Origin of the sequence: Rhodoplanes sp. Z2-YC6860, from assembly GCF_001579845.1 — a bacterium.
Classification (GTDB): domain Bacteria; phylum Pseudomonadota; class Alphaproteobacteria; order Rhizobiales; family Xanthobacteraceae; genus Z2-YC6860.
Genome location: NZ_CP007440.1, coordinates 6,942,372 through 6,962,099, shown reverse-complemented (window position 1 = coordinate 6,962,099; position 19,728 = coordinate 6,942,372). Strand labels below are relative to the sequence as shown.

The 19,728-nt window shown below is 63.5% G+C and carries 21 protein-coding genes; 5 read left to right on the top strand and 16 right to left on the bottom strand.

Annotation, left to right across the window (positions count from 1 at the left end; all coding sequences use genetic code 11):
• Window positions 1-11 precede the first annotated feature (11 nt).
• The 11 genes from RHPLAN_RS32510 to RHPLAN_RS32460 all read right to left on the bottom strand — a co-directional run bounded on the left by RHPLAN_RS32510 (window position 12) and on the right by RHPLAN_RS32460 (window position 10,522).
• On the bottom strand, window positions 12-734 hold the full coding sequence (locus tag RHPLAN_RS32510) for an ABC transporter ATP-binding protein (protein WP_068027467.1): 723 nt from the start codon (window positions 732-734) through the stop codon (window positions 12-14).
• A complete protein-coding gene (locus RHPLAN_RS32505) occupies window positions 724-1,461 on the bottom strand; it encodes an ABC transporter ATP-binding protein (RefSeq protein ID WP_068027464.1) in 738 nt (245 codons plus the stop codon). Before RHPLAN_RS32505 ends, RHPLAN_RS32510 begins: the two co-directional genes overlap by 11 nt.
• Entirely contained in the window at window positions 1,458-2,456 is a 999-nt protein-coding gene (locus RHPLAN_RS32500; protein ID WP_237179954.1) for a branched-chain amino acid ABC transporter permease, read from the bottom strand. The genes RHPLAN_RS32505 and RHPLAN_RS32500 overlap by 4 nt, the downstream gene beginning before the upstream one ends.
• Complete coding sequence (locus RHPLAN_RS32495; RefSeq protein ID WP_068027461.1) at window positions 2,453-3,325, bottom strand: branched-chain amino acid ABC transporter permease; 873 nt, start codon at window positions 3,323-3,325, stop codon at window positions 2,453-2,455. The genes RHPLAN_RS32500 and RHPLAN_RS32495 overlap by 4 nt, the downstream gene beginning before the upstream one ends.
• Before the next feature lie 76 nt (window positions 3,326-3,401).
• Complete coding sequence (locus RHPLAN_RS32490) at window positions 3,402-4,649, bottom strand: ABC transporter substrate-binding protein (RefSeq protein ID WP_068027459.1); 1,248 nt, start codon at window positions 4,647-4,649, stop codon at window positions 3,402-3,404.
• Between the two features lie 132 nt (window positions 4,650-4,781).
• Window positions 4,782-5,483 carry an ABC transporter ATP-binding protein gene (locus RHPLAN_RS32485; RefSeq protein ID WP_198164599.1) on the bottom strand — a complete coding sequence of 234 codons (702 nt, stop codon included), beginning with the start codon at window positions 5,481-5,483 and terminating at the stop codon, window positions 4,782-4,784.
• A gap of 3 nt (window positions 5,484-5,486) precedes the next feature.
• Window positions 5,487-6,263: an ABC transporter ATP-binding protein gene (locus tag RHPLAN_RS32480; protein WP_068027456.1), complete on the bottom strand. Its 777-nt coding sequence runs from the start codon at window positions 6,261-6,263 to the stop codon at window positions 5,487-5,489.
• Window positions 6,264-6,324: 61 nt separating this feature from the next.
• The gene (locus RHPLAN_RS32475; RefSeq protein WP_084246041.1) at window positions 6,325-7,581 is read right to left on the bottom strand and encodes an ABC transporter substrate-binding protein; all 1,257 of its coding nucleotides are present in this window, start codon (window positions 7,579-7,581) and stop codon (window positions 6,325-6,327) included.
• Window positions 7,582-7,615: 34 nt separating this feature from the next.
• Window positions 7,616-8,626, bottom strand: a complete 1,011-nt coding sequence (locus RHPLAN_RS32470; RefSeq protein ID WP_157100633.1) for a branched-chain amino acid ABC transporter permease — start codon at window positions 8,624-8,626, stop codon at window positions 7,616-7,618.
• A 6-nt stretch (window positions 8,627-8,632) separates the two neighbouring features.
• Entirely contained in the window at window positions 8,633-9,493 is an 861-nt protein-coding gene (locus RHPLAN_RS32465; RefSeq protein ID WP_068027448.1) for a branched-chain amino acid ABC transporter permease, read from the bottom strand.
• Window positions 9,494-9,613: 120 nt separating this feature from the next.
• Complete coding sequence (locus RHPLAN_RS32460; protein WP_157100632.1) at window positions 9,614-10,522, bottom strand: NAD(P)-dependent oxidoreductase; 909 nt, start codon at window positions 10,520-10,522, stop codon at window positions 9,614-9,616.
• A 171-nt stretch (window positions 10,523-10,693) separates the two neighbouring features.
• On the opposite strand from RHPLAN_RS32460, the gene RHPLAN_RS32455 reads away from it, so the two are divergent.
• Genes RHPLAN_RS32455 through maiA form a run of 3 tightly spaced genes read left to right on the top strand, consistent with a single transcriptional unit; the run spans window position 10,694 to window position 12,824 of the window.
• Window positions 10,694-11,224: a GlcG/HbpS family heme-binding protein gene (locus RHPLAN_RS32455; protein ID WP_084246039.1), complete on the top strand. Its 531-nt coding sequence runs from the start codon at window positions 10,694-10,696 to the stop codon at window positions 11,222-11,224.
• Between the two features lie 40 nt (window positions 11,225-11,264).
• Window positions 11,265-12,149: an NAD(P)-dependent oxidoreductase gene (locus RHPLAN_RS32450; RefSeq protein WP_068027438.1), complete on the top strand. Its 885-nt coding sequence runs from the start codon at window positions 11,265-11,267 to the stop codon at window positions 12,147-12,149.
• A gap of 24 nt (window positions 12,150-12,173) precedes the next feature.
• Window positions 12,174-12,824 (top strand): maleylacetoacetate isomerase, encoded by a 651-nt coding sequence (gene maiA / locus RHPLAN_RS32445; protein ID WP_068027434.1) that lies wholly within the window; start codon window positions 12,174-12,176, stop codon window positions 12,822-12,824.
• Window positions 12,825-12,975: 151 nt separating this feature from the next.
• Here the strand turns inward: maiA and RHPLAN_RS32440 are convergent, their stop codons facing one another.
• Window positions 12,976-13,953 carry a LysR family transcriptional regulator gene (locus tag RHPLAN_RS32440; RefSeq protein WP_068027431.1) on the bottom strand — a complete coding sequence of 326 codons (978 nt, stop codon included), beginning with the start codon at window positions 13,951-13,953 and terminating at the stop codon, window positions 12,976-12,978.
• Window positions 13,954-14,055: 102 nt separating this feature from the next.
• On the opposite strand from RHPLAN_RS32440, the gene RHPLAN_RS32435 reads away from it, so the two are divergent.
• Window positions 14,056-15,156, top strand: coding sequence for an LLM class flavin-dependent oxidoreductase (locus tag RHPLAN_RS32435; RefSeq protein WP_068027428.1), 1,101 nt, complete (start codon window positions 14,056-14,058; stop codon window positions 15,154-15,156).
• A gap of 38 nt (window positions 15,157-15,194) precedes the next feature.
• On the top strand, window positions 15,195-16,184 hold the full coding sequence (locus tag RHPLAN_RS32430) for a 2-hydroxyacid dehydrogenase (RefSeq protein ID WP_198164598.1): 990 nt from the start codon (window positions 15,195-15,197) through the stop codon (window positions 16,182-16,184).
• 167 nt (window positions 16,185-16,351) lie between these two features.
• Here RHPLAN_RS32430 and RHPLAN_RS32425 read toward each other — a convergent pair whose 3' ends face one another.
• From RHPLAN_RS32425 to hisD, 4 genes are read right to left on the bottom strand one after another with little or no spacing between them, the layout of a single operon-like run.
• Window positions 16,352-17,161, bottom strand: a complete 810-nt coding sequence (locus RHPLAN_RS32425; RefSeq protein WP_068027424.1) for a transporter substrate-binding domain-containing protein — start codon at window positions 17,159-17,161, stop codon at window positions 16,352-16,354.
• Window positions 17,162-17,170: 9 nt separating this feature from the next.
• A complete protein-coding gene (locus tag RHPLAN_RS32420) occupies window positions 17,171-17,944 on the bottom strand; it encodes an SDR family NAD(P)-dependent oxidoreductase (RefSeq protein ID WP_068027421.1) in 774 nt (257 codons plus the stop codon).
• Between the two features lie 10 nt (window positions 17,945-17,954).
• Window positions 17,955-18,356, bottom strand: coding sequence for an MAPEG family protein (locus RHPLAN_RS32415; RefSeq protein WP_068027417.1), 402 nt, complete (start codon window positions 18,354-18,356; stop codon window positions 17,955-17,957).
• Between the two features lie 38 nt (window positions 18,357-18,394).
• Window positions 18,395-19,702, bottom strand: a complete 1,308-nt coding sequence (gene hisD, locus RHPLAN_RS32410) for a histidinol dehydrogenase (protein ID WP_068027415.1) — start codon at window positions 19,700-19,702, stop codon at window positions 18,395-18,397.
• Window positions 19,703-19,728: the final 26 nt, after the last annotated feature.

Genomic DNA, 19,728 nt, shown 5'->3' with positions numbered 1-19,728 from the left:
TGGTTGAAACGTCAAAATACGCCGAGATGCTGCTGCAGGTCGACGCCGTCACGCCGGAGCTCGGCCGCCGTCGAGACCACCGCGACCTGTCCGCTGTTGAGAATGACGATGTCGTCGGCGACATCAAACACCAGCGTCGGGTTCTGCTCCACCAGCACGATCGACAAACCGCTTTCCTTCAGCTTCCGGATCGTGGCCATGACCTCGGCAACGATCTGCGGCGCCAGTCCTTCGGACGGCTCATCCATCAGCAGCACGCGGGGGTTCTGCATCAGCGCGCGCCCGATCGCCAGCATCTGCTGCTCGCCGCCGGACAGATGCACCGCGACCTGGTGCTTTCGTTCGTTCAAACGCGGGAACATGCCGTACACAGTGTCCATGGTCCATGGCGCGTGCCGGCTCCCGGCGTCGGGCTTTCGCGCCGCGACCACCAGATTCTCCTGCACCGAAAGACTCTTGAAGATTCGGCGGCCTTGCGGCACCAGCGCGACGCCGCAGGCCGCGATCTGCTCCGGCGGTAGGCTTGCCACCGCCTTGCCGAACACCTCGACCGCGCCCCGGCGCGGCGGGAGCAAACCAACGGTCACGTTCATGCAGGTTGACTTGCCGGCGCCATTTCGGCCGAGCAACCCCAGCAGCCGCCCTTCGCCGAGGCTGAACGAAACATTCTGCAGGATGTGGCTGTCGCCGTAGAAGGCGTCGATGCCGTTCAAGGCCAGTGCGCTAGTGCCCAAGGTAGACCTCCCGGGTGCGCGGATCGGCGACGACCTCGGCGCGGGTGCCTTCGACGATGACCTTGCCGAAATGCAAGAGCGTGATGCTGTCGGCGAAATCGAGCGCGACATCCATGTTGTGCTCGATCATGACGATGGTCACGTCGCGCGGAATGGCGCGCAGCGATTCTTGCACGTCGCGGCGTTCGTCAATCGACAGGCCAGCGTAGGGTTCGTCGAGCAGCAGCACCTTCGGCTTCTGCGCCAGCGCCATCGCGATCTCGACCCGACGCTTCTCGCCGTATGATGTTTGCGACAGCGGCCGGTCTGCAACATGCCGCAAACCGACCTGTTGCAGCGCTTCGTGTGCGCGATCGATCAAGGCAGAGTTCCGGTCGATGACCGACAGCGGGTTCCAGCGCTCCTTCGAAAGTCCGAGCAGCGCCAGCGTGACGTTGCGCACGATGGTGTCGCGGGCGAACAGCGTGATGATCTGGTACGTGCGCGCCATGCCGAGATGGGCGCGGCGGCGGCTCGGGATGCCAGTGATATCCTGGCCGTGCAGTTGAACGGAGCCCGAGTCCGGTGTGAGTTCGCCAGTGATCAGGTTGAAAAGGGTGGTCTTGCCTGCGCCGTTCGGGCCGATGATCAGCCTGCGCTCGCCCGGCTCGACGTTCAGGTTGACGTCGGTGGTGACCCGCAGGCCGCCGAACGCCTTGCAGAGCTTGCTGACGACGAGCGCGCTCATGATTTACGCTCCGCGTTTCCAGCGAGCGTGATGCTCCGCCGGCGGCGGAAGGCCCGCCAGCCGTGGCGCCATAGCCGCACGGTGCCGGGCACGAGACCCTCCGGCATCAGGATGACGATGGCGACGAAGATCGCGCCCAGCAGAAAATTCCAGCGCTCGATGTAGCCTGAGACCACGTTCTTGACGATGACCACGAGCGCGGCTCCGACAATCGGGCCGAGCAGCGTTGCGGGACCGCCGGCGATCACCATCAACAGCACCTCGGCGGACGAGGTCAGCGACGTGGTCTGTGGGCTGATGAATTGCGTGTAGTAGACGAACAGGACCCCGGCGATGGCGGTGAGCAGGCCGGACAGCATGCAGGCCCAAAAGCGGATGGCCCAGACGTGATAGCCGAGCGCGTTCATACGGCGCGGCTGATCGCGGGTGCCTTTGAGGGCCGCGCCGAACGGTGAGCGCACGAAGATCGTCACGGCGACGAGCGCAATCAGAAAAATAATAAGCGTGGTGTAGTAGAACTCGTTTGGCGCGCCGAGATCGAAGCCGAACGGCGCGGGACGCGCTTTGACATTGATTCCGTTGTCGCCACCGGTGATGCTGATCCAGCGGTAGGCGAGGCCCCAGATGATCTGGCCGAGCGCCAGGGTGATCATGATGAAGCCGATGCCTGTGGCGCGGAGCGCCAGCGCAGCGAAGATGGCGGTCGCGCCGAGGCTGATGACAAGCCCTCCAAGAATCGCCGCGGTGTGGCCCGTTCCCATCGAGAGCAGATAGGCGGTGGCATAGGCCGTGATGCCGAACAGCCCGGCGTGACCGAGCGACACCAGCCCGCCATATCCGACCAGGAGGTTCAGGCCAAGCGCGAAGATCGCGTAGAACAGCACCTGGCTCGCGACGTTGATGTAGTAGATGCCCGGCATCCAGAAAGGCAGGATGACCAGCGCGGCCAAGGCCGCGACAAGGGCGACGTTGCGGGCGTTCGACATGCCACTCATAGGATGTGCCTGCCGAACAGGCCTTGCGGCCGGAAGATCAACACCAGAAGCATCGGCAGAAACAGCACGAAGTAAGCGAGCTCGGGCAGCAGCGCCTGGCCGAAGTTGTAGATGAAGCCGACGATGATGCTGCCAACGAAGGAGCCGAGCAGACTCCCGGTGCCGCCGAGAATGACGACCACAAGCGCCAGCGGCAGCATGTCCTGGTCGAGGCCCGGATAGGCGGAGAGGCTCGGGCCGCCCATGATACCGGCGAAGCCCGCAAGGCCGGCGCCAAGCGCAAACACGATGGTGAACAGCCGCGACACCCGGATGCCGACCACGCGCGCCATATCAGGATCATCGACGCCGGCGCGGATCATCGCACCGAGCCGTGTTTTGTCCAGCAGCATCCAAAGTCCGACGGCGAAAACGACGGCGATGGCGACGATGGCGAGCTTGTAGTTCGGGAACGCTGCGGGACCCATCCGCGTGAAGCCAACGAGGGCGCTGGGCGTTTCGATATTGATCGGATCGCCACCCCAGACCATGAGGCAGAAGTCGGCCGCCATGAAAGACAGTCCGAGCGTCACCAGCACCTGGGCCAGCGCGTCGCCGGGCAGCCGCCGCAGCAGCAGTCGCTCGATCAGCGCGCCGAGCAACGCAACCAGTGCCGTCGCGAGGATCGCTGCCAGCCAGAAATTGAGCTGAACGCCGCCGACTCCAAGCATGAAGGACGCGCCGAAGTAGGCGCCCAGCATGAACAGCGAGCCGTGCGTCAAATTCGGAATGCGCATCAGACCGAAGATCAGCGAGAAGCCCGCCGACAGCAGAAACAGCAGACCGCCGAAGGCGACGCTGTTGACCGTCAGAATCAGCCAGAACGTCATTGCCAGAAAATTCCCGCGCTCGTTCGTCCCCCCGGCGAATGGCGGGCGCCGGCTTCAGCAGCGCCCGCCATCTTCGTCATGGCTTGAGCGGCGGGTAGTCGCGTGAATAGACCGGCTGCGAGAGGAACTGCTTCTCGTCGTAGGTCCAGAATTGACTGACGTTGTGATAGGTCTTGATGGTCTTGTTCCAAAGCTTGAGGCCGTATTTGGCGCCGTCCTTGCCAAGCTTGCGGATGTAGAAATCGCCGACCACGTTGCCCAAGTGGTCGAACTTGACCGGGCCGCGCGGCGTGTCGGTGAGATTGACCGACCGCATGGCGTTCACAAACTTGGTCTTGTCGCTGGCGTCACCGCCGAGCGCCTGAAGGCCCGCCTCCACCACCATGCAGTTGACGTAGAGCAGGCCGGCATACTGGCCCGGCACGGTGTCGAAATTCTTCAGCATGCCGTCGACGAAGCGCTTGTTGCTCTCGGTCTCGAGATCGAGCGTATAGGGGATGCAGCTCGTCAGGCCGATCGCCTCCTCGCCGAAGCTCTTGAGCAGGGCGTCGTCGCCGCCGGTCTCGCCGGTCACGACCGGGAACTTCATCCCGGCGCCCGCATAGGCCTTCATGAAGCGCAGCGGGTTCGAGCCGGCGAAGCCCTGGCACACACCGTCGCAATCCTCGATCTGCGCGACGTAGGGCGTGTAATCCGGCGTGACCAGCGGCGGCCAGATCTTCTTGACGATCTTGCCGCCGTTGTCCTCGAACACGCGCTGGAATGCGCCCATCTGCTCGTGGCCGAAGGCGAAGTCTTCGGAGATGCAGGCGATCCGCTTCAGCTTCAACTCCTTGGCGGCATAGTCCGCCATCGGGTGCATCGCCTGGCCGGACGTGGCCGAGGCGCGGATGAAATACGGATTGGGTCTGCGCTGCGTCATGTCCTCGGCAGCGGCGAGGCTCAGGAGCGGCATCTTGCTTTGCGCGATGTAGTCGGAGATCGCGAGCAGCTCGAATGCGGCAAGCGGCCCGAGGATGCAGTCGACCTTGTCGCGCTCGACCAGTTCCTGCGCCTTGGTCTTGGTGCCGGCCGGATTGCCGCCGGTATCGGCCGAGAAGAACTCGACCTTGCGGCCGGCCATCATGTTGTTCTTCTCTTTCAGGAAGGTGAGGACACCCTGTTCCATCTGGATACCGCCCTGGGCGAGCGGACCGGTCTTCACGGTAAGAAGTCCCAGCTTGAATGGCGCGGCCTGCGCATGGACGGCTGGCGCTTTCAGCGCAGCGATGCTGGCGCCAGTTGCCAGCATGCCCTTGAGTACGGATCGACGCTTAATCGACATTGGTTTCACTCCCGAGTGGTGATTGTTTTAAGTCCCCTGTTGTCCGGGGATCTTGTTGGTCGCCTGAAACTTCATTAGCACGGTCGCGAGTGTCGCCCTCGCGCGAAATGATAGCAAGATTGTCGCAAGCTTTTAGATGCCCAGGTAGCTGTGCTTGATCTGTTCGTTGGCCCACAATTCTGCCGGCAGCGCCGAATAGACCACCTGACCCTTGCTCATGACGTGTACGTAATCGACGAGCTTCAGCGCCAGCGACGCGTTCTGTTCGACGAGGAGGATCGACATGCCCTCCTTCTTGAGTTGCGCGATCGCCTCCCAGACGCCCTGGATGATGATGGGTGCGAGCCCCTCTGATGGCTCGTCCATGATCAGGCAGTCGGGATTGGTCATCAACCCGCGGCCGATCGCGAGCATCTGCTGCTCGCCGCCGGACAGCGTCCGGGAGCGCTGCGTCCGCCGCTCGCGCAATCGCGGGAACATCTTGTAGACGCGTTCGAGATTCCAGCCGTGCCGCTCGCCGTGGCGTTCGGCAACCAAAAGGTTTTCTTCGACACTAAGCGTCGGGAACACGCGGCGGCCCTGCGGCACGAGCCCCATGCCGCTGCGCACTGTCTCGAACGACGGCACCGCGGTGATGTCATCGCCCTTGAACACGATCTTGCCGCGGCGCGGCGGCACGAAGCCGCAGATCGAATTGACGAGCGTCGTCTTGCCGACGCCGTTCCTGCCGAGGAGGCCCAGGATCTGGCCCTGCTCGAGCTTCAGCGACAGCCCCTGCAGCACATAGGCGTCGCCGTAATAGGTGTGGATGTCCTGGACCTCGAGGATCGACATAGTTCAGCCAGTCCCCAGGTAGATTTCTTGGACCTTCTGGCTGGTCTTGATCTGCGCAGGCGTGCCGGTTTCCAGGATCTGGCCGAAATGCAGCACCGAGATGGTGTGGGCGAGATCGAACACCACGTCCATGTCGTGTTCGATCAGAAGGATCGCGAGCTTGGGATCGAGCCGCATCAGAAACTTGGTCATCTCGACCGACTCTCCCGACGATAGGCCAGCCGCCGGCTCGTCGAGCAGCAGGATGTTCGGATCGCTGGCGAGCCCCAGCACGATCTCGAGCTGGCGCTGCTCGCCGTGGGAGAGATAGCGCACTTCGGTGTTGGCTCGGTCCATGAAGGACGCCTGCTCAAGCAGCCGATGCGCCTTCTCGTAGACGTCTTTATAGGACGACAGAAAGCGCCACATCACGAACTTCGAGGGCTTCAGCCCCTTGATCGCGAGCAGCACGTTGTCGAGCACGGTCAATCTTGGAAACAAGCTCGTCACCTGGAACGTCCGCGCCATGCCCATCGCGGTGCGGCGATGGCCCGGCCAGCCGGTGACGTCCTTGCCGAACAGCAGCACCTGCCCCGACGACGGCGGGAAGATGCCGGTGATCAGATTGAACAGCGTTGTCTTGCCGGCGCCGTTCGGACCGATGATCGCCTTGCGATCTCCCGGCATGACCTTGAAGGTCACATCACGCGTTGCCTGAAGCCCGCCGAAACTTTTGCAGAGGCCGCGCAGCTCGAGCGCGGGCACTGCGCCGTCCGGTCCGCTCGTTTGCTGCATCGTCATGCGATCCTGTCGCGGGTGGATGACGCCGGGGCCCGATCGGAGCCCTGGCGTTGCGTTTTCGTCAGTTGCAGAACTTGCAAGGCGGATAGTCGCGGCTATAGACCGGCGTCGCCAGGAACTCGTCTTTCTTGAACTGGCCGAACTGGTTCACGTTCGGATAGGTCTTGATGACGGTGTTCCAGAGCTCTTCCTTGTCGTAGCCGAACATCTTCTTCTTCTCGACCTTCTTGATGTAGATGTTCTGCACCGGGTTTCGCATCTCATCGATCGTCACCGGTCCGCGGATGGTGTCGAACTTCATCGACGCAAGCTGCTTGATGAACTCCTCGGCGCCGGGGAATTTGCCCTGGTTCTTCGCCATGACCTGATCGATCATCCCTGCCGTCGTGTAGTTGGTCTCCGAATAGTACGACGGCACCTTGCCGAACTTCGCGCGGTACTCCTTGACGAATTCCGCGTTTTTCGGCGTGTCGATGGCTGCGCTGTATTGCAGCGCCGAGATGTGGCCGATCACTTCGTCTCCCATCGCCGGCAGCACGAATTCGTCATAGCTCGTGCCGCCGCCGATCACCGGCTTCTTGTTGCCGGATGCCGCGAGCTGCTTGGGGAACTGCAGCGACATCGGCCCGACCATCAGCGAGAAGATCGCATCCGCCTCAGGCTTGATGCTCGGGATGTAGGGGCCGAAATCCTTGGTGCCGAGCGGGGGCCAGATTTTCTGGATGATCTGCCCGCCACAGGCTTCGAATGCCCGCTGGAAGCCGCCGACCACCTCGTAGCCGAACGCGTAGTCGGCGCCGATCGCGACGATCTTCTTGTAGCCCTGATCGCAGGCCCACTGGCCGAACGGATGACTCGGCTGCGAGCTCGACCAGCCGGTGCGGATGTGGAACGGGTATTTGCTGAAATCGCGTTGCGTCAGATCGTCGGCCGCGGCGACCGGATTGACGTACAGCACCTTCTCGGCCGTGCTCACCGGCGCGAGTGCATAACCGGTCGAGGCGAGCAGGCCGCCTGCGATCATGTGCACCTTGTCCTGCAGGATCAGCTTTTTCGCCTTGGTGACGGCGGTGTCGGGTCGTCCCTGTTCGTCCTCGACGATGAACTTCACCTGCGCGCCGCCGAGCACATCCTTGTGCTGGTCGAGGTACAGCTTGAAGCCGTCGACCATGTCCTTGCCGACCTGGGCAAAGATACCGGTGGTCGGCGCGAGATAGCCGATCCGCAATTCCTCGGCTTTGGCGCCGGCACCCGCTCCGGCGATGAAAGCGCCGGCGAGCATCAGCGAGCTTACGGTACGATGCAGAACTTTCGTCATGCTACCCTCCGCGTGTTGGCCGCCCTCAGCCCATTCAGTGAGGCACGGCTTTGAGTTCCTGGGTCGTGTCTTTGGCGCTGTCTTTCTGTGCGGTCCGCTGGCGGTACTGCCGGATGCGCTCCGGAATCCCCATCAGGCCGGTCGGCAGATAGAAGATGGTCAGCACGTAGACGCCGCCCAGCACGTACTGCCACCACGGCACCAGCGTGCTGAGATATTCCCTCAGTCCAAACACGATCATGGCGCCGATCACGCCGCCGACGAGCGTGCCGGCGCCGCCGAGCACAGCCATCAGCAGTGCGTCGACCGATGTGGTGAGCTCGACATTGACCGGGCTGACGATGCCGGCGGTGTGCGCCCAGAGCACGCCGGACAAGCCGCCGAAGGCGCCGGCGATGATGAAGGCGATGTATTTGTGCAGCCACGTGTTGTAACCGAGGATCTTCATGCGCAGCTCGCGCTCGCGGATGCCCAGCAGGCTTTTGCCGAACGGCGAATGCACCAGCGTGTACATCGCGAGCAGCGACGCCACGAAGAAGCCGAATACGACAAAGAAGAACGTCACTTCGTTGCCGAAATCGATCGGACCGAATTTCGGCCGCTCGCGTAAATTGATGCCGTTGTCGCCACCGGTCAGCGAATTCCAGCGATAAGCCAAGCCCCAGACGCATTGGCCGAGCGCGAGCGTGATCATCAGGAAGTAGACGCCGCTCGCCCGGATCGCGAGCAGGCCGAACACGGCGGCGAGCGCCGCGCCGAGGAAGATTCCGAACAGCACCACCAGCCAGAAATCCCAGCCGAGTCCGATCTGGTACTTGGTGGCGAGGATCGCGGTCGCGTAGGCGCCGATGCCGAGATACGCCGCCTGGCCGAGCGAGGCCAAGCCGGTGTAGCCCAACAGAATGTCGAGGCTCATCACCAGGATCGAGAAAGCGAGCGCGCGGGTGGCGAGCAGAATGACGAACGAGTTGGTGTTCGGCACGATCACGGCGACCGCGACGAGGGCCAGCGCCACGATCAGGATTTTGAGGGGCTGGCCTGTCACGTTCACTCACTCGCGCCCGAACAAGCCGGTCGGCTTGATGGCCAGGATCAGCGCCATCGGCGCGTACAGGGTGAAGTAGGATATTTCCGGAAACAGCGCCTTGCCGAAGTTGTCGGCCAGGCCGACCGCAAGCGCGCCGATGGCTGCGCCCCCGAGGCTTCCCATGCCGCCGATGATGACCACAGCGAAGGCGAGCGGCAGCATCTCGAAATCGAGGCCCGGATAGACCCCGAGGAAGGCGCCGCCGATCACGCCGCCCAGTGCTGCGAGAAACGCACCGAGCGCAAAGATCAGCATCGAGATGCGCGAGGTGTCGATGCCGATGCCGCGTGCCATCTGCGCGTCGTCGACAGTGGCGCGGACTGCGGCGCCGAGTCGCGTCTTTTCCATCGCGAGCCACAGCGCGAGACCGATCGCGGCCGCCATCGCGATCATGAAGATGCGATAGAGCGGCAGATAAAGTCCGCCGATATTGACCGTGGTCGATAGCGCAGGCGGCGGGGTGATGTCGAAGTTGTTGCCGCTCCAGATGTCGAGCGCGGCCTGCTGGAACAGGAATGCGAAGCCGACGGTGAGCAGCACCTGGCGCAGAGGGTCGAAGCCGAGCGGCCGCAGGAACATCCGCTCCATCGCAAGCCCGAGCAGTGCGATGGCAAGAGCTGCGACCGGCAGCGCGAGCAGCCACGAGCCGGTGGTCCAGATCACGGTGAGCGCGACGTAACCGCCGAGCAGGAAGTAGGAGCCGTGCGCAAGATTGACGATGCGCATCACGCCGAAAATCAGCGAGAGGCCGCTGCCCACCAGGAACAGCAGAGCCCCGTAGGAGATGCCGTTGAACGCCTGGATCAGCCAGAAGTTCAGGTTCATTTCCGCCCGCGTCCCTCTTCAGTGAGAAGGTTGGACGGGAGCTTACATGAGCTTGAGCGGTCCGCCAGCCCGATTATCGGGCGGCGACATCTTGACCTCGACGTCGTTCGGTCGGAGGACTTAGCGCGCCTTGCGGCGGCGCCTCACCTTGGCTTTGCCCTCGAGCACGGCGCATACCGCGGCGGTGTCGTCCTCGGCATGGCCCTGCTTGAGCGCGGCTGCATAGACCGGCAGCGTTGCCGAGAACAGCGGCGTCGGCACGTTGATTTTCTTGGCGAAGGCGCCGATCACGTCCATGTCCTTCTGCCAGACCGAGCACTTCATGGTGACGTCGCTGTAGTCGTTCTTCACCATCATCGGCGCGCGCAGTTCGAACACGCGCGAATTGCCGGCTCCGTTGGAGATCATCTCGAAGATAATCTTGGGATCGAGGCCCGCCTTCATGCCCATCACCATGGCTTCGGCCGAGGCGACGTTGTTGATGGCGACCAGCAGATTGGCGACGTATTTCATCCGGCTGCCATTGCCGAAAGCGCCGACGTCATAGGTCTTGCGCGAGAATCCCGCGAACATCGGCTTGATCTTGCCGATCGCCTTCTTGTCGCCGCTGGCATAGATCACGAGATCGCCGGTGCGCGCCTGCGCGCCGGTGCCGCTGACCGGACAGTCGAGCATGATGTGTCCGGCCTTGCGCAGGATCTTCTCCGCCTTCTCCTTGTCCTCGATGTTGAAGGTCGAGCACTCGGCGATGATGCGGGGCGGCAGGCCCGCGCCGGCGATTTCCTTTGCGGTCGCCATCAGGGCTTCGGGCTTCGGCAAGCTAGTGATGACGATCGGGCAGGTCGCCGCGACCTCTTTCGCGCTCCGCACGATCCAGGCGCCGGCCTTGGTCAGCTCCTTCTGTTTCTTCGGATCGACATCAAAGCCGACGACGCGCCATTCGGCCTTGATCAGATTGCGGCTGAACGAGCCGCCCATGATGCCCAGCCCGATCACGCCTACGCTCTTCTTCGTCTTCGCCGGACTCATCGTGCCCACTCCATTCCTCGATATACCGCCGTATGTCCTTAGCCGCGGACAGTAAGCTGACGCGCGAGACGCGCCAAGACCGATCAAGCGCGAAGTCACACAACCTCTACTTTCGAGACCAGGCCGGATCGCCTATCGTCGCCACGCGACGGAAGCCGGGAGACGGAAAACATGATGGCTGCTTTTTCCAGGATTGCCCACTTGAGCCTTGCGGCCGTGCTTCTTGCGGCTTCGACGCAGGCCACGCCAGCCCAGGGATTGATCGTCAAGAAACGCCTGTCGGCGGTGCTGGCGATGGAAGCCGTGATGGAAGCGGTCAGCGTCTGCAAGAAGGCCGGTTACGCCGTGAGCGCCATTGTCGTCGATACCGAAGGCGTCCGGCAGGCGCTGATCGGCGGTGACGGAGCGACGGTCCATACGCTCGACAGTGCCTATGCCAAGGCCTACACGGCCGCGTCGTTGGCGCCGGTCCGCAAAGACGGATCGACCCAGGCGTTGTCGGAGCGGATCGCGAAGACGCCCGGCGTGACCACAGCCGGTCTTGCCAGTCTGCCGAACATCAACTTCACGCCCGGCGGCGTGACGATCATGGCTGGCGAAGATCTGATCGGCGGCATCGGTGTTGCAGGTGCGCCCGGCGGCAATTTCGATCACGATTGCGCGGTTGCGGCTCTGGCCAAGATCAAGGACCGGATGAACTAGCCGCGCGGAATTCATACGCACACAACTGTAGGAAGGTGGAATGCATATCGGCATCGCCGGCGTCGGCCGGATGGGTTCGAACATCGGCGCGCGACTCATGGAGATGGGTCAGACGCTGACGATCTGGAACAGGACCGCCGACAAGACCGAGGCACTGGTCAAAGCGGGCGCAAAGCTTGCGGCATCGCCGGCTGCACTTGCCGGCTCGGTCGATGCGGTGATGACCATCATCACCAATGCTGACGCGATCCAGGCGATGTATCACGGCCCGGATGGCCTTCTGTCCGGTGACGTGACGGGCCAGCTGTTCATCGAGATGAGCACTGTGCCGCCGGAGGTACAGGTCGCGCTCGCCGAGAAGGTGCGCGCGAAAGGCGCGGCCTATGTGGAGTGCCCGGTGAGCGGCTCGGTGATCCCGGCTCGCACCGGCAAGCTGCTGGGATTGATGGGCGCGGAGCCCGCCGACGCCGCGCGGGCACGGCCGATCCTCGATCACATCTGCCGCCGCGTGCTGCACACCGGTCCGGTCGGCAACGGCGCGGCGATGAAGCTCGCGGTCAATCTGCCGCTGATGGTCTACTGGCAGGCGTTGGGCGAGCAGCTTGCGCTCTGCAAGGACCTCAAGATCGATCCGGCGGCGCTGCTCGATTTTCTCTCCGAGACCTCGGGCGCCGCGACTGTGCTCAAGCAGCGCATGCCCGGCATCATCGCGCGGCTGAATAACGAGCCATCCGACATCAGGACCTTCAACCTCGACGGCGGCATCAAGGACGTCAAAGCCATGCTTTCGGAGGGCGACAAGCGCGGCGTCGAGCTGCCGCTGCTGAAGCAAACGCTCGCCTGCTACGAGGAGGCGCGTCGCACCATGCCGGGCAACGACGAGGTCTCGAACGTTGCGGCCTATTGGTCGAGCCGGAAATCGTAACGATCATTTCCAGGGAGGAGTTTCATGAAGTTCTATTCATTCTGGCGCTCGCTTGCGAGCTACCGCGTGCGCATCGCGATGAATCTGAAAGGACTCACACCCGACGAGGTGATCGACGTCAACCTGATGAAGGGCCAGCAGCGAGACGAGGCCTATCGGAAGGTCAATCCGATGATGGCGCTGCCGGCGCTGGTCGACGGCGAGGGGCCGGCGATGTTCGAGTCGCTCGCGATCATCGAATATCTCGATGAGACCCATCCCAATCCGCCGCTGCTGCCGAAGGATCCGAAGGGCCGGGCGCGGGTGAGGGGGCTCGCGCAAATCATCGCCTGCGACTCCCATCCGCTGATCGTGCCGCGGGTGCGCGAGCACTTGGCGCATGAATTCAAGGCTGACGAGGCGACGATCGCGAAGTGGGCGCAGCATTGGCACACCGCGGCGCTGAAGGCGCTCGATGTGTATCTCGCAGACAAGGCGACCGGTAAGCATGCCCACGGCGACCAGATCACGATCGCCGATATCTGCATCGCGAGCCAGGGCGCAGGTGCGAACTTCTTCAAGGTCGATCTCGCGCCGTTCCCGAACTTCAAGCGCGTGCTCGATGCATGCATGGCTAACGATGCCTTCGTTCGGGCGCATCCACTGAAGCAGCCGGGAGCGCCTGCGGCGGTCTAGCGGTCGTGTGTCCCGGACGCGGTGCAGCGTGGAGCGAAGCGTAACGGTGCACCGCTGATCCGGGACCCCGGTTGCTATTCTTAAGAAGGAAACCGGGGTCCCGGGTCTGCAACGCACCGCTGCGCGCTGCGTCGCGCCCGGGACACGAGCCTCACGATTTTGCGCCACCCCGCCGTCCTCGCACCGGATAAACCACTGCTGGGATGGTCTTGGCCCAGACCTCCTGGATGCGCGCGATTTCCGCCTCGAAGGTCTCGAGAAAGAGCTGCGCCTGGGTCGAGAGCGTGCGCCGCGCCGGCGAGATCACCACGAACTCGGCGATCAGGGGCGGATCGTGGATCGGGCTGATCACGCGCTCCGCGCGTGGCTGCTCGACATCGCCGATGCAGATGAGCCCGGACAGGATTGCAACCCAGTCCGACTGCAGCACGAATTGCAGCGTGCTGATCATCGCGTCCATCTCGATGACGTCGGCAATCTCGACACCGTGGGTCTGGCAATAGACCTCGATGTTGCGACGGCGGACATTGGAGCGGCTCGGCAGAATGATCTTGAGCGGCCCGCAATCCTTCAGCCGCACCGGTTGCAGCGGCGTGAGGCCGAATCTCCGATTCGAAACCAGCATCTCGCGGTCGCGCACGATCAGCCGCGACTTCAGTCCGACTCGGCTTTCGGAGGCCGGCACCACGGCGAAATCGAGCTCACCCGCATGCACCATGTCGGTGAGCCAGCCGCTGTAGCCTTCGACGATGTGCAACCGCACGTCGGGATGCTTCGATTTGAAATCGGCGAGCGCGGGCGCGAGCGCCGCGCGCGTCAATGTCGGGATCAGCCCGATGCGAAGATCGCCGCTGACCCGCGCGGCAAAACCGCGCACCTCTTCGGCCGCGTTGGCGAGTTGTCCGACCGCTTCGATGCAGCGCCGGTAGTAGCGCTGGCCGGCCGGCGTGGGCGTCACGCCCGCCGTCGAACGCTCGAACAGCTTCACGCCCAACATGCGTTCGGCCGCGGCCACATGCTGGGAAATGCCGGATTGCGTGGCGTTCTCCCGCGCGGCGGCGCGGGTGAACGAGCCTTCCTCGCAGACCGCGATGATGGCCTTGATCTGACGGAGCGCGATTTCGGTCATTAGGAATCCTGATGCCTAACGGCAAGATATATTAATTCGGCTTACGCCGCCAGCGTGACTAGATTGGCGCCAAAGGACGACGCGACTCGCCGGAGGGCCTTTATGAAGCTCGGCTTCTTCACGATGCCGATCCATCCGCTGAACAAGGATTGGCGGACATCGCTGCGCGAGGACCGCGAGGCCTTCCTGCTTGCCGACAAGCTTGGCTTCACCGAGGGCTATGTCGGGGAGCACTCGACCGATCGCGCCGAGAACATCACCTCGTGCATGGTGTTCATCGCGAGCCTCATCCACAACACCAAGACCATCAAGCTCGGCACCGGCACCATCAACATGCCGAACCAGCATCCGGCGGCGGTCGCGGCCAACATCGCGATGCTCGACCACATGCTCGACGGCCGTTTCATCTTCGGCATCAGCCCGGGCGGTCTCCTCTCAGACGCCGAGGCGTTCGGCGTGCTCGACGCCGACCGCGGCGCGATGTTCCTCGAAGCCATCAACACGGTGCTGGCGATCTGGAAGGGCGAGCCGCCCTACAACATCGAAGGCAAATACTGGAACATCAAGATCGAGAAGCAATTCTTGCCGGAGATCGGCCAAGGCTTCCTGCCGAAGCCGCTGCAAAGGCCGCACCCGCCGATCGTGGTGACAGCCGTGGCGCCGTTCTCCAAGGGCGTCACCGAGGCCGCGGCGCGCGGCTGGGAGCCGATCTCGGCGAACTTCCTGATGCCGGAATGGGTGAAGAGCCACTGGCCGCGCTATGTGGAAGGCTGCGAGCGCGTCGGCCGGCCGGCCGATCCGGCGAACTGGCGCGTCGCGAAAAGCATCTTCGTCGCAGACGACGACAAGACCGCCGAGGCTTATGTCAGCGATCCGGGCAGCCCGTATCGTTACTATTACAGCCAGCTCTATACCAAGCTGAAGCGCGGCCGGCTCGAGCTGTTCAAGACGCGGCGCGATCAGCCCGACAGCGAGGTCACGCTCGACGGCATCTGCAAGGACCTGATCATCTACGGCTCGCCCGAAAAGGTCGCGGACGAGATCCTCAGATTCCGCGAGCGGGTCGGCGACTTCGGCACGTTGCTTTATGCCGGCAAGGACTGGCGTGACGTGACGCTTGCCAAGCGCTCGATGACCTTGCTCGCCGAGAAGGTGATGCCTAAGGTCAACGCCGCCATCAAACCGGTGGCCAGGGCGTCCTAGGCCGGCCTTCGTCGGCCAATCATCGCGAGTTGTATGTCGTGAGCAAGCCGCGGGTTTTCGTCACCCAGCCGATCGCGGAAAGTGCGCTGGCGCGGCTGCGCGTTGTCGCCGATGTCGAGGTCAACGGCGATTCCAGCAAGGTCCTGCCGAAGGACAAGTTGATCGACGCGGTGAAGCGCTGCGACATTCTCGTCTCGCTGCTGCACGACACCGTCGACCGCGACGTGCTGACCGCTAACCCTGCGCTCAAGGCGGTGTCGTCGATGAACATCACGCAGGATCGCATCGATCTGGCGTCGGCCACCGAACTCGGCATTCCGGTCACCAACATTCCGGCGATCGTCACCAACTCGACGGCCGATATCGGTTTCGGCCTGCTGCTTTCGGTCGCGCGCAACATCGCGCTCGGCGACAAGCTGTATCGCCAGGGCATCTATCCGGGTTCGCAGTCGAACCACTTGGCGGGCGCGGCCGTCACCGGCAAGACGCTGGGTCTGATCGGCTTCGGCCGCATCGGTCAGGCCATGGCACGGCGCGGCCGCGGCTTCGAGATGAAGATCATCTATGCCGATCCGCGACGTCTCCCGCCCGACGAGGAAGCGAAGTTCGAGGCCGGCCACCGGAGCTTCGACGATCTCCTCCGTGAGGCGGATTTCGTCTCGCTGCATCCGCAGCTTTCACCCGAGACCCGGCACCTGATGAGCGACCGGCAGTTCGCGCTGATGAAGCCCACGGCCTTCGTCATCAACACCTCGCGCGGGCCGGTGATCGACGAGGCCGCTTTGGTGCGGGCCCTTCAGGAGAAGAAGATCGCCGGCGCAGGCCTCGATGTGTTCGAGCACGAGCCGCAACTTTCGCCTGAATTGGTGACGATGCCGAATGTGGTGCTGACGCCGCATCTCGGCAGCGCCGTGCTGGAGCTGCGCGAGGGTATGGCCCACGTCGTGGTCGACAACACCATCGCGCTGATTGAAGGAACGCCGCCGATGAGCTGCTTCAATCCGCAGGTGCTGAAGAAGCTGTTTTAACTTTTGCTTCCGGACACGCCACTCTCTACCGGCTTCATCCTGAGGAGCCAGCCGAAGGCTGGCATCTCGAAGGATGGCCGCCCGCCCGGATGCTGCACCAGCGTGGCCGCCCTCGTCCTTCGAGACGCGGCGCTTCGCGCCGCTCCTCAGGATGAGGGCGGAGCGAACTACCGCGGTTCGCTGGGCCAGCCCGCGGTCGGATAGCCCGGCAGCCACTTGTTGCGGATTTTCGCGAGCGTGCCGTCCATCTCGATCTGGTCGAGCCAGATGTTGATGTAGTTCAAGAGCGTCTGGTCCTCGCGGCGGATCAGGATCGCGACATAGACCGGGTCGAACACGTTTTGCGGGTTCATCACCACCACGCGCGGGTCTTTCGCAGCGAGATAGACCGCTGATGTCGAGTCCGCCACCTGCGCGTCGGCCTTGCCGTCGATCAGATCGGCGTAGGCCAATTCGTTGCTGGCATATCCCGCGGGCGCCGCATTCTTGAATCGCACCTTGGCAAAGCGTTCGTTCAGGCCGCCCTGGTTGTAGGCGATCTTCAGACCTGCTTTGTCGAGGTCCTCCAGCGAGTGGTACTTGTCCTTGTCGGCCGCGCGGACGATGAGCAGCTTGCCGTAACGCATGTAAGGCCGCGAGAACGTCGCAGTGCGTGCGCGCTCCAACGTACGGCCCATGCCGGACATGGCGAAATCGAATTTGTCGGCCAGCAGATCCGTCAGCATCGTGCCGAAGGTCATCTTGACGTATTCGACCTTCACGCCGCCCAGCGCCTGCGAGAGCGTCGCGAGTGCGTCCATATCGAGGCCTTCAAGCTGACCGGACGTGGCATTGCGCATGCTGAACACCGGCGTGTCCATCGTGGTGCCGACGCGCAGCACCTTGCTCGAAAGAATGCGCTCCATGCGGTCCTGCGCCGCGGCGGGCAGGGCGGACGCCAGCAATGACAGTGCAAGCAGCAGAAATCGAAACGTCATGAAAGTCTCCTATTCGGCGGTCCAGCCGCCGTCGAGCACCAGCGCCGAACCGGTCATCAGCGAAGAGGCATCGGAGGCGAGAAACACAATCGCGCCGTTGAGTTCTTCGAGCTGTCCGAGCCGGCCGAGCTTGATCTTCGACAGCACCTCGTCGCGGAACGCCTTGTTCTCGAAGAACGGCTTGGTCATCGGCGTTTCGAGAAACGTCGGACCGAGGCTGTTGACCCGGATGTTGTGCGGCGCAAGCTCGATAGCCATTGCCTTGGTGAAACCTTCCATGGCGTGCTTGGACGCGCAATAGACGGTGCGACGCGCGGCGCCGACATGGCCCATCTGCGATGAGATGTTGATGATCGAGCCCGGCTGTTTCGCCGCGATCAGACGCAGCGCCACAGTTTGCGCCATGAAGAATGCAGCGCGGACGTTGAGCCCGAAGATCGCGTCGAAGTCCTCGACCTTGACGTCCGGCAGGTGGGCCGGCCGGTTCATGCCGGCGTTGTTGACCAGCACATGATAAGGCTCGGCTGCGGCAAGAGCCTTCCGCGCGGCATCGATGTCGGTGACGTCGAGCACCAGCGCGTCGGCCTTTTCGCCGCGCGCGCGGATCGCTGCCGCTGCATCCTCGATCTCGGCTTTGGTCCGCGCCGCGAGAGTCACATGCGCGCCGGCCGCAGCCAGCGCCGATGCCGCCGCAAGCCCGATGCCGCGACCGCCGCCGGTCACCAGCGCACGCTTGCCGTCGAGACGAAACGACGGCGTCTTGGCGAGATCGATCGACGGCATGGTGCGTCCTTTATCCGAGCAACCGCTGACCGGAATAGAAAACCACACCGATCGCCGCGATGGCCAGCGCGCCGAATGTCAGTCCCATGGCGGCGCGGCGCTGACGGATGTCTTCGTCGGTCCGGCTGACGCAATAGGCATGCAGGCAACGCCCGAGGATCAGCGCGATGCAGAGCGCGTGAATGAGCCATCGCGCGGCGCCATAAAGCTCGAGGAAGGTGAGCAGGATAATCGTGAGCGGGACGTATTCGGCGAAATTGCCTTGCACGCGGATGCGGCGCTCGAGCGGTTCTTGTCCGCCGGAGCCAAGCCTGATGCGGAACTGCCGGCGCGCGACGATCACGCGCGCCGACAGAAAGATGAAGATCAGGCCGAGCACCGCGGCATAGAACGGCACGATTGTGGGGATCATGGATTGCCCCTTAATCCTTCAACCCGTCGCGCCGCGGATCACTCCGCGGCTTGCGCGTAGGGCACGTTGCGGCCGCCATAACGCCGCACGCGGACATTGGCCTGCTCGGCGTGGGCCGAGAAGCCTTCCAGCATGCAAAGCCTGGAGCAATACTCGCCGATCATCGCGCTCGCCTGGTCGGTCATCACCTTCTGGTAGGTGCAGGTCTTGAGGAACTTGCCGACCCAGAGACCGCCGGTGTAGCGCGCCGCCTTCTTGGTCGGCAGCGTGTGGTTGGTGCCGATCACCTTGTCGCCATAGGCGACGTTGGTGCGGGGGCCGAGGAACAGCGAGCCGTAGTTCTTCATGTTGTTGAGGAAGTGGTCCGGATCGCGCGTCATCACCTGGACGTGCTCGGAGGCGATGCGGTCGGCCTCCTGCACCATCTCGTCCTCGCTGTCGCAGACGATCACCTCGCCGAAGTCGGCCCAGGCTTTGCCGGCGGCGTCAGCGGTAGGCAGGATTTTCAGGAGCCGCTCGATCTCGCTCATGGTGTCGCGGGCGAGCTTCTCGGAGTTGGTCAGCAGCACAGCCGGCGAAGTCGGCCCGTGCTCGGCCTGGCCAAGGAGGTCGGTGGCGCAGATCTCGCCATCGACCGTGTCGTCGGCGATCACCAGCGTTTCGGTCGGGCCCGCGAGCAAGTCGATGCCGACGCGGCCGAACAGCTGGCGCTTGGCCTCGGCCACATAGGCATTGCCGGGGCCGACGATCATGTCGACCGGCGCGATGGTCTCGGTGCCGAGCGCCATGGCGGCGACCGCCTGCACGCCGCCCAGCACGTAGATTTCGTCGGCGCCGCCGAAATGCATCGCGGCAACGATCGCCGGGTGCGGCCCGCCCTTGAATGGCGGCGCGCAGGCGATGATGCGCTTCACACCGGCGACGCGCGCCGTGACGATCGACATGTGCGCGGATGCCACCATCGGATAGCGCCCGCCCGGCACGTAGCAGCCGATGGCGTTCACCGGGATGTGGCGATGGCCGAGGATGACGCCGGGCTGCGTCTCGACCTCCAGGTCCTTCATGGTGTCCTTCTGCTTCTGCGCGAAGTTTCGGACCTGGGCCTGAGCGAACTTGATGTCGTCGAGGTCGCGCTTTGAGACCTGCGAAATAGCTTTCTCGATCTCGGCGGGCGTCAGCCGGAAATCTTTCGGCTCCCAATTGTCGAACTTCTTCGACAACTCGCGGATCGCCACGTCTTTCCTCTCCTCGACCTGCGCCAGGATGCCTTCGACCGTGCTGCGCACTTGCGCATCGGCGGCCTTGATCGCGCTTGCGTCCATCCCGCGCTTGAGAAAGCGAGCCATAGTTTCCTCCACTGAATTCCAGAACA

Bases quoted from the DNA above. Each gene is read 5' to 3' on its own strand.
- RHPLAN_RS32505 (WP_068027464.1), bottom strand. From the start codon at position 1,461: ATGAGCGCGCTCGTCGTCAGCAAGCTCTGCAAGGCGTTCGGCGGCCTG.
- RHPLAN_RS32500 (WP_237179954.1), bottom strand. From the start codon at position 2,456: ATGAGTGGCATGTCGAACGCCCGCAACGTCGCCCTTGTCGCGGCCTTG.
- RHPLAN_RS32495 (WP_068027461.1), bottom strand. From the start codon at position 3,325: ATGACGTTCTGGCTGATTCTGACGGTCAACAGCGTCGCCTTCGGCGGT.
- RHPLAN_RS32490 (WP_068027459.1), bottom strand. From the start codon at position 4,649: ATGTCGATTAAGCGTCGATCCGTACTCAAGGGCATGCTGGCAACTGGC.
- RHPLAN_RS32485 (WP_198164599.1), bottom strand. From the start codon at position 5,483: ATGTCGATCCTCGAGGTCCAGGACATCCACACCTATTACGGCGACGCC.
- RHPLAN_RS32480 (WP_068027456.1), bottom strand. From the start codon at position 6,263: ATGACGATGCAGCAAACGAGCGGACCGGACGGCGCAGTGCCCGCGCTC.
- RHPLAN_RS32475 (WP_084246041.1), bottom strand. From the start codon at position 7,581: ATGACGAAAGTTCTGCATCGTACCGTAAGCTCGCTGATGCTCGCCGGC.
- RHPLAN_RS32465 (WP_068027448.1), bottom strand. From the start codon at position 9,493: ATGAACCTGAACTTCTGGCTGATCCAGGCGTTCAACGGCATCTCCTAC.
- RHPLAN_RS32460 (WP_157100632.1), bottom strand. From the start codon at position 10,522: ATGAGTCCGGCGAAGACGAAGAAGAGCGTAGGCGTGATCGGGCTGGGC.
- RHPLAN_RS32455 (WP_084246039.1), top strand. From the start codon at position 10,694: ATGATGGCTGCTTTTTCCAGGATTGCCCACTTGAGCCTTGCGGCCGTG.
- RHPLAN_RS32450 (WP_068027438.1), top strand. From the start codon at position 11,265: ATGCATATCGGCATCGCCGGCGTCGGCCGGATGGGTTCGAACATCGGC.
- maiA (WP_068027434.1), top strand. From the start codon at position 12,174: ATGAAGTTCTATTCATTCTGGCGCTCGCTTGCGAGCTACCGCGTGCGC.
- RHPLAN_RS32440 (WP_068027431.1), bottom strand. From the start codon at position 13,953: ATGACCGAAATCGCGCTCCGTCAGATCAAGGCCATCATCGCGGTCTGC.
- RHPLAN_RS32435 (WP_068027428.1), top strand. From the start codon at position 14,056: ATGAAGCTCGGCTTCTTCACGATGCCGATCCATCCGCTGAACAAGGAT.
- RHPLAN_RS32425 (WP_068027424.1), bottom strand. From the start codon at position 17,161: ATGACGTTTCGATTTCTGCTGCTTGCACTGTCATTGCTGGCGTCCGCC.
- RHPLAN_RS32420 (WP_068027421.1), bottom strand. From the start codon at position 17,944: ATGCCGTCGATCGATCTCGCCAAGACGCCGTCGTTTCGTCTCGACGGC.
- RHPLAN_RS32415 (WP_068027417.1), bottom strand. From the start codon at position 18,356: ATGATCCCCACAATCGTGCCGTTCTATGCCGCGGTGCTCGGCCTGATC.
- hisD (WP_068027415.1), bottom strand. From the start codon at position 19,702: ATGGCTCGCTTTCTCAAGCGCGGGATGGACGCAAGCGCGATCAAGGCC.